The sequence below is a fragment of the bacterium genome, from assembly GCA_037131655.1.
Lineage (GTDB): Bacteria > Armatimonadota > Fimbriimonadia > Fimbriimonadales > JBAXQP01 > JBAXQP01.
Genome location: JBAXQP010000149.1, coordinates 1 through 6,901, shown reverse-complemented (window position 1 = coordinate 6,901; position 6,901 = coordinate 1). Strand labels below are relative to the sequence as shown.

Annotated in this window: 6 protein-coding genes; 5 read left to right on the top strand and 1 reads right to left on the bottom strand. The window is 45.7% G+C overall.

What is annotated here, in order from left to right:
- Positions 1-432: 432 nt before the first annotated feature.
- Positions 433-2,076, top strand: a complete 1,644-nt coding sequence (locus tag WCO51_08020; protein ID MEI6513205.1) for an Ig-like domain-containing protein — start codon at positions 433-435, stop codon at positions 2,074-2,076.
- Positions 2,077-2,161: 85 nt separating this feature from the next.
- On the opposite strand, the gene WCO51_08015 is transcribed toward WCO51_08020, so the two are convergent.
- Positions 2,162-3,985: a DUF3352 domain-containing protein gene (locus WCO51_08015; protein ID MEI6513204.1), complete on the bottom strand. Its 1,824-nt coding sequence runs from the start codon at positions 3,983-3,985 to the stop codon at positions 2,162-2,164.
- Positions 3,986-4,233: 248 nt separating this feature from the next.
- On the opposite strand from WCO51_08015, the gene WCO51_08010 reads away from it, so the two are divergent.
- From WCO51_08010 to WCO51_07995, 4 genes are all read left to right on the top strand, one after another.
- Positions 4,234-4,575 carry a P-II family nitrogen regulator gene (locus tag WCO51_08010; protein MEI6513203.1) on the top strand — a complete coding sequence of 114 codons (342 nt, stop codon included), beginning with the start codon at positions 4,234-4,236 and terminating at the stop codon, positions 4,573-4,575.
- Positions 4,576-4,923: 348 nt separating this feature from the next.
- A complete protein-coding gene (locus WCO51_08005) occupies positions 4,924-5,586 on the top strand; it encodes a sigma-70 family RNA polymerase sigma factor (protein MEI6513202.1) in 663 nt (220 codons plus the stop codon).
- Positions 5,583-6,314 carry a hypothetical protein gene (locus WCO51_08000; protein MEI6513201.1) on the top strand — a complete coding sequence of 244 codons (732 nt, stop codon included), beginning with the start codon at positions 5,583-5,585 and terminating at the stop codon, positions 6,312-6,314. Before WCO51_08005 ends, WCO51_08000 begins: the two co-directional genes overlap by 4 nt.
- Positions 6,292-6,901 (top strand): S1C family serine protease (locus WCO51_07995; protein ID MEI6513200.1); only part of this gene is annotated, 610 nt, incomplete at its 3' end. The genes WCO51_08000 and WCO51_07995, both read left to right, overlap by 23 nt.

Below are 6,901 nucleotides of genomic sequence, written 5' to 3'. Positions count from 1 at the left end.
CCCTCTACACTAATTAGACAGAGATGGCTGTTTCATACATGTTGACACAGAGGGAAGTGACGATCTTATCGCACTCGGGACAATTCCAGGTAGCGCTTTGGTCATGTTGCAGGAACACTCGAATAGTCTGCTCAGGGACATCGATTTCAATAGACTTAACGCACCAGGGACATCGATCCCAAGTATCTTTCAGTAGAGTTGAAGATGAAATAAGATGAACTTCACCGAACTTGAAATCTATTGAAAGCCGACATTCCGCTCTTCATTATAAGTATTAATTCCACACTTGTGCTAACATCACGCGCCCTTATTCGTCTTTAGTTGCGGGTAATCTTATAAGTACGTTCGAGTGGAATGTACTAGCATGCATCATAATCAGGATGTTGCAGAGATACTCGTATCAATAAACCTTGTATGAGAGGATGATCTTTAATGTCTTCGTACAGAATTTTGGCTTTAATTGGCCTGTTGGTCATTTGCTTGACAGCTTTTGCCGTCAAGCCCAAACTGGAAATAAACTTTCAGGATAAGAGCACCGTTAAAGGTGTCGTGAACCTTAGCACTACCGTTGTAACCAACTTAACGGTGATAAGCGTTACTTTCTATGTTGATGATGATGTGCGTTACGTGGACCAGAGTACTCCTTACGAGTACAACTGGGATACGGTTGCCGAAAAAGAAGGCGATCACGTCTTAACGGTTGCAGTTAATACCGATGACGGCCTTTCTGAGAAATTCCTATACAACATAAAGATTGATAACGATATCTCAAAGGGTATGGATTATTTTCTCGGAGCAACAAGTGATTTATTGCACGAATCGAAGTGGGATGAGGCTATTCTTTCAGCCCGTTGTGCTCTGAAGGTTCAAGAAGGTTATGTTCCAGCGCTACTTTTATTGGCGCGCGCTCAATTTGGCAAAGGCAATATTCCGGATGCTCGTCTAAACTTAGAGCAAGCGCTTTTCTCTGAGCCGAAAAACATTGAAGCCATCGAACTTATGACTCAAGTGCTTCTTCGCGATGCTTTTAATGCCAAAAGCAAAGACGAAGAAAAAGATAAGTTTATCAAAGCGGTTAAGAGCCGACAGAAGCAACTTGATATCCAAATTGAAGCCGCCAAGACCGATAAAGACCCTTCGCGATTATTCGAGTTGGAGTGGATGGTGGGCAATTATTCATTAACTTGGCAACCGCTGAAAGATTTAACGCTCAAGAACCCAAAAGATACCCTCAACTTCAACCGACTTTCCTATGCTTATCTTTGTAGTGGGAAAGTCACCGATGCCTCTCGAATAGCGAATCAAATGGTTAAGCGAGGGATTGATGACGAGTACACCCATTCTGTACTGGCAGTGGTAGGCGCTTTGGAAGGCGACGAAGCGGTTGCTGACAAAGAAATCCAAGCCGCAGCCAAAATAAATGGCAGTAATCCCGTCATCAAACTGGCTCAGGCATACTTAGCTTGTCAGAAACACAATTGGCCTTCAGTCATCGCCTTAACCACAAGCTTGATCAACGATAATTTCACCTATCCCGAAGTTTATTACTACCAGATGGTCGCTTATGGGGAGATGGGAGATTGGGATAGGGCCAGAGAAGCTTTCCGATCAGCAGTGTTCCAAGAGCCTGCTATGGTTGAACTCTATATACAGCGCGGCTATGAGAATTTGCGTGATATGCATATTGAAGGTTATACAGACCTTATCATTAACGCTAAGTCCTATTTCCAGATAGCAGTGACGACCCGGGAGAACTCAGCCGATGCGCTTATCGGCCAGGCGTTGACCCTTGCTACTAATAATGAAATTAAAGAAGCGGTCAAGTACATTGATGGAGCGTTAAAGCTAGGTTCGAACCGCGCGTGGGTATATATTGCCTCCGCCTCGATTTTGCAAAAAGCGAAATTACCGGATAGAGCGGAAGCTGTCCAGAAGAAAGCCTACTCGTTTGACGAAGAGCATGTGTCAGGGATGATCCCATACAACTTAGTTCCTGCTTTCCAGTATGTGCGCAAATGGGGCCGTCCCCCTGTTATGATACGACCTTTGTCTGCTTCCCTGACCGTTGGGCAGTAGTTTGAATAAGTAATTAAGGCCGTGCGTTTCTCGCACGGCCTTAATGCTTTTAGAGTAGAAATCCCTTGCTCTGAGGTGTAGGGGATTAGTTGATGATTGGAGGGGCTGTAGGTTCTGGTGGACTTGGGTTCGCAAAGATTGCTGTCCCCAATGCGCTGATATTCGTTTCCCAATCGAATGGGAAAACCCCTTCGCTGACTTTAAAGCCCGTATCGATGCGCCCGCTAATGATAAACGGCCCTGTAAATGAAGCAGTAAATTTCCTTGCAAACTCAGCCATTTTGATAAGATATGGGTCAGTAGGCGTTTTGGTCGTATCACTGGTCAATAGGCCGGATTGTTTGAATATCTCGTTAAATATGGCGCGCATATCAATTAGCCCCACTTCCTGCGAGTCTTGCATCATCATCGCCAGCATTTTCTTAATCTCTGGGTCATGTGCAAGGGATTTATCGGCTTGGAGCGTGAGCGTTTGTGCAATTAGCGTTAGTGAAGTGCTCATTACAAGCGAATCGCCTAACTGAGCTAAGAACATCGCTTTCTGAATACCAGGTGGTAATAAATCATCAATTACAGGATTTATTTTTGTGGCTTTTACAGGTCCGTTTAACTTGTAAATGGTTGTGCCGCCTTTCTTAAAGGCAGCCATGTAAATCTTTGTGCCCATCCATTTTTGAAGGCGTTTTGTTTGAATGGAATTGACAATAATCGGCACAAGCTTGCCGGGTTTGGCATCGTTTTCTGTTCCCATAACAACCAGCATATCAGGGATGAAATCAGGTTTAGGTCCCGGATAGATCGCGGCATAAGCTTCGCCATTAAATGCCGGCATAACGTCTTGAAGCAAGTTCATTCCGGTTGTCTTCTCAAACTTGCTGACTTCTTCTAGAGACGATTTTAGCGTCATTGGATCTTTTGCAAGCGCTCTTGCCATGTCTGTCCAGTACAAGCTAGGCTTGGAGATGCTGAAAAATCCGAATGCCCCACTCGGAAGTTTGTTTAGAGTTTCCAGTTTGAGCGGTGGCATTTCTTTGACAGACGCGTAGGGATTGAAGTTGGGTGAGCCGAATGTGACCAGCCCCTTCATCCGAACCCCATCATCTTTAAGAGTATATGCATAACCCATCCAGTGAAATTGTTTGGACATCCATGCAGCCGCCTGATCAGATTTGGAAAGCTCGCCCATCATCTCAAAAATTGATCCGCCAAGAAAGACCGAGACTGAGGCGTCTTTTGGCATGCCATTTCGAACTTCACAGAATTGAGGTGAATCGACAACCGATTTGTCGCTACCTTCAAAAACTCGTGTTAATGAAGTAAAAACGCCGGGTTTGCTGGCAAGTATTAGATAATTTCCGGCTAGAGCGATATAGGAATTTAAAGCTTTAAACTTATAAATCGTTCCTCCGCCTTCTTGTTGAGCTATCCCTTTTTTCTTGAGAAAGGTTTCAACTCCAGTCGGATCTGATACGGTCGCTATAAAAGCAAAGGAAGGATCCTTTTTCGCCTCTCCCCACATTCCGAAAGCAATGCTGTTCTTGAAAAATGGGCACAGTTCTTTGAAAAAAGTAGGGTCTTCGAGACCTTCGCTAAAACCCTCGGCTATTTTTTTGTCAAGTCCTTCGCGTTTAAGGGCTTCACCAATACGGTTGAGCACTGTAGCGCTTTCCGGTGAAGCAGCCGTATCGATAGTCACTACCAGCCAGGAGTTGGCGGGCAGTAGACTCGCTGCATCATCAGCGGACCGTTTGACAACTTCTTCGGAATTAGCAGTCCCGATAATCAGCATGAGCATGATTGCCACAATTAAGGCGCTAAATCTTGCATGCCATTGAAACTTGCCGGTTCTCATTTGAACGCCATTCTGATGGCAACGGCTTTGACTTTTACTGAAACGGATGATTTTCATCTTGACCTCTCTTTTTGGTTAAACAATTGAGAATCGGGATAGGGAATCTTATTGCTTATACCTATCCTTTTGTTCACCAATCATACTATTGGATGTTTCTTGCAAAAATCCTTCTTTATTCTCGCATCTTTTTGAAATTTTGTTTCAACAAAGGTCTATAAATCAAGTAGGTATCCCTGACAACATTATGTGAATCAGGGTACAACCTATAGGAATATGCACTAAGCAACGGTTTACCGGAGGCTGGAATGGTAAAGGTTGAAGCTATGGTTCGTCCGCAGAAATTGGACGATATAAAAACAAAATTAGATGAAATGGGTGTCACAGGGGTGACAATCACCGAGGTGCGTGGAGCTGGTCGTCAGCATGGCGTTACTCAAACCTATCGCGGATCGCAATATACGATTAACCTTCTTCCCAAGGTTAAGATTGAAGTCGTTGTCACCGACGACCGCGCGCAGGCAGTTGCTGAAGCCATTATGAATGTAGCGCGAACCGGAGAGATTGGCGACGGCAAGATCTTTCTCATCCCGATTCTGAATGCCTTTCGCATCCGAACTGGTGACGAAGGCGAAACTGCCATTCAATAGAATTGTCATCTCACTAACTTTGGTTAGGACTGCTCCTACAAAGAAATTCGATGCTTCGGTAGCTAAACATCGAATTTCTTTGTCATTGTGAGGAATGCCATGTGCCTCGATCACCTCTCACCTAACGCCTTTCCCCAAAAACCCCGTATTAAAATGGTCGGAACTTTGTTGGGATGAGCTTGGTCTAAATAAACTGGAAGGACTACCAGGAACTTACTTTTGAGACCACTTAGGGTAGTATTAAGATGAGTTAGCGCTTGTCTAAGCCAAGTTGCGTATTGCCGAATAATGAAATGTGTTGTACAATTAAAGTAGTTTGTTCGTAACCTGTAGTAGGTAAAGGCGTCAATGTTTTCAGATCTATTTCATCGCAAGGAAACGCAACCTGTGGAAGCCAGAGCTGTCACGTTAACAAAAGCCAAGCTTGATCGACCTTATGAGCCTGAAGATGAGTTACTCGTCGCTCATGCTCGTAGGGGTGATATGGCAGCGTTCGAGGCGTTATTTGTGCGCCATCGAGCTACTGTTTATCGCTTTATCTATCAGATGGGCGGAAGACAAGATGACGCAGATGACCTCACTCAAGAGAGCTTTGTCCGCGCCTTCGAGAGTCTTCATCGTTTTCGTGAAGAGTGTCGATTTACCACTTGGATAATGCGGATCGCCGCTAACTTATGCACCGACCGCGCTCGAATGAGATCGCGTCGTAGCCAACTACTTCAGCAGCAAGCAACCGATGGCTTAACATGGATGACCGAAGATCACAGTACTGATCCCCTTCATTCACTTGAAGGCGATCGCCGAGCGCGAGCTGTTCATCTTGCCCTTCAAGCGCTTCCAATTCATCACCGAACAGTGCTGATCTTACGTGATTTTGAAGAACAGGACTACCAGTTAATTGCTGAAACACTGAATTGCACAGTTGGAGGAGCCAAGCTGCGAGTGCTCCGAGCCAGACGCGCCTTGCGAGATCGATTAGCGCCATTACTTGGGGAGGAATCGTCGTTATGACTTGTCGCGTAATACGTCCCTTGATCCCGTCATATACTGAGAACGAACTCAACACCATTCTCGTGTGGTTTATCGAGAGACATGCGCAAAGCTGCATGAAATGCGCCGCAGAGATTGAAAGTTACTATCGCATGAGCGATTGGATCGAAGAAGTTCGTCAAGTAGCCAAGCCGAATTGTTCGGTGTCATGGGAATCACTTCGAAATCGTCTTGATACACCGGTGTATCTTAATAATCGCCAGAATCGCAGGGCTAGCCACGTTTTGTGGCCTTTAGCCCCTGTTGCATTTGGTGTCTTGGTGTTTGTACTGCTGCGCTTTGCCGTAGGCCCAACTCCTACCAATATCGTCGCCATAAGCCCAACGCCGGCGCCGAAAGTTGTTCGAGCAACTCCTTTAGACTTTTTACCATCAACTGTTAACCCGACGGTAACCGTAAAGAATCATAATCGCAATCACGACTATACTGTCGATAATGGCGTGAGCAATCCCTCCAGTACTAATGGAGATGCTCAGCCAAAGGTCAATCGGGATGTTCCCGAACGAAATGCAAATGCAGGCAGTTCTCCGCTAGATAAGGTCAACAAGGCAAGCGCCTCTGGTTTTACCACCTCGCCTAATGCTCAGCCATTGGACAATAAGGTAACCGAGATTAATGTGAATGACGACGCTTCTGGCGAAAATGGTGCGCGGGAGCGTGATGGTAGTGAGATCATCTGGTCTAATTAAGCTTATCGTGACCATAATCGCCTGCTCAGCTTGTGTTGCAGGCTATGGTATATCACAGCAACTTCTTCAAATGGCTAAAGGCAATCAGCCGAACCAGGAGGTGCTGAATCGGGTTGCTAAATCTGTTGTCAGATTGATTGCGGAAATCCCTGCCAAGCCTCTCAAATCCAACCAACTAACTCAACCAGGTCCTTTTTTAGCTGTTCAGCCAACTTATCGAAACTGCTTGGGCTTTGCAGTAGCTGCAGTTGAGAACTGGCCGCTTGTGTTAGTGCCAGCGAATGAAGTTTTGGGCGCTCAAAAACTGACCGCTATCCTTTCAGATGGCCGTATCGTTGATGCGGATGTCTATGCGATCGATGAACTTCTCAATATCGCTCTGATTCGTGTCAGTGAACAGGATATTCCACTCTTAAAGTGGGCTGATGGCGAACGGCTTGAGGGTATGACATGGGGAGCGGTGTTTTCAAGCACTCGGGCGATTGCTGGGGCAATAAACGGTTCGGTGCAAGTTGGAGCAACCGCACATGAGGGGAGCTATCGCTACCTTCCCATCTTTTTGTTTGTAGGTTTGAATACTTCAGGTG

Coding starts and splice junctions, on each gene's coding strand:
- WCO51_08020 (MEI6513205.1), top strand. CDS start 433: ATGTCTTCGTACAGAATTTTGGCTTTAATTGGCCTGTTGGTCATTTGC.
- WCO51_08015 (MEI6513204.1), bottom strand. CDS start 3,985: ATGAAAATCATCCGTTTCAGTAAAAGTCAAAGCCGTTGCCATCAGAAT.
- WCO51_08010 (MEI6513203.1), top strand. CDS start 4,234: ATGGTAAAGGTTGAAGCTATGGTTCGTCCGCAGAAATTGGACGATATA.
- WCO51_08005 (MEI6513202.1), top strand. CDS start 4,924: ATGTTTTCAGATCTATTTCATCGCAAGGAAACGCAACCTGTGGAAGCC.
- WCO51_08000 (MEI6513201.1), top strand. CDS start 5,583: ATGACTTGTCGCGTAATACGTCCCTTGATCCCGTCATATACTGAGAAC.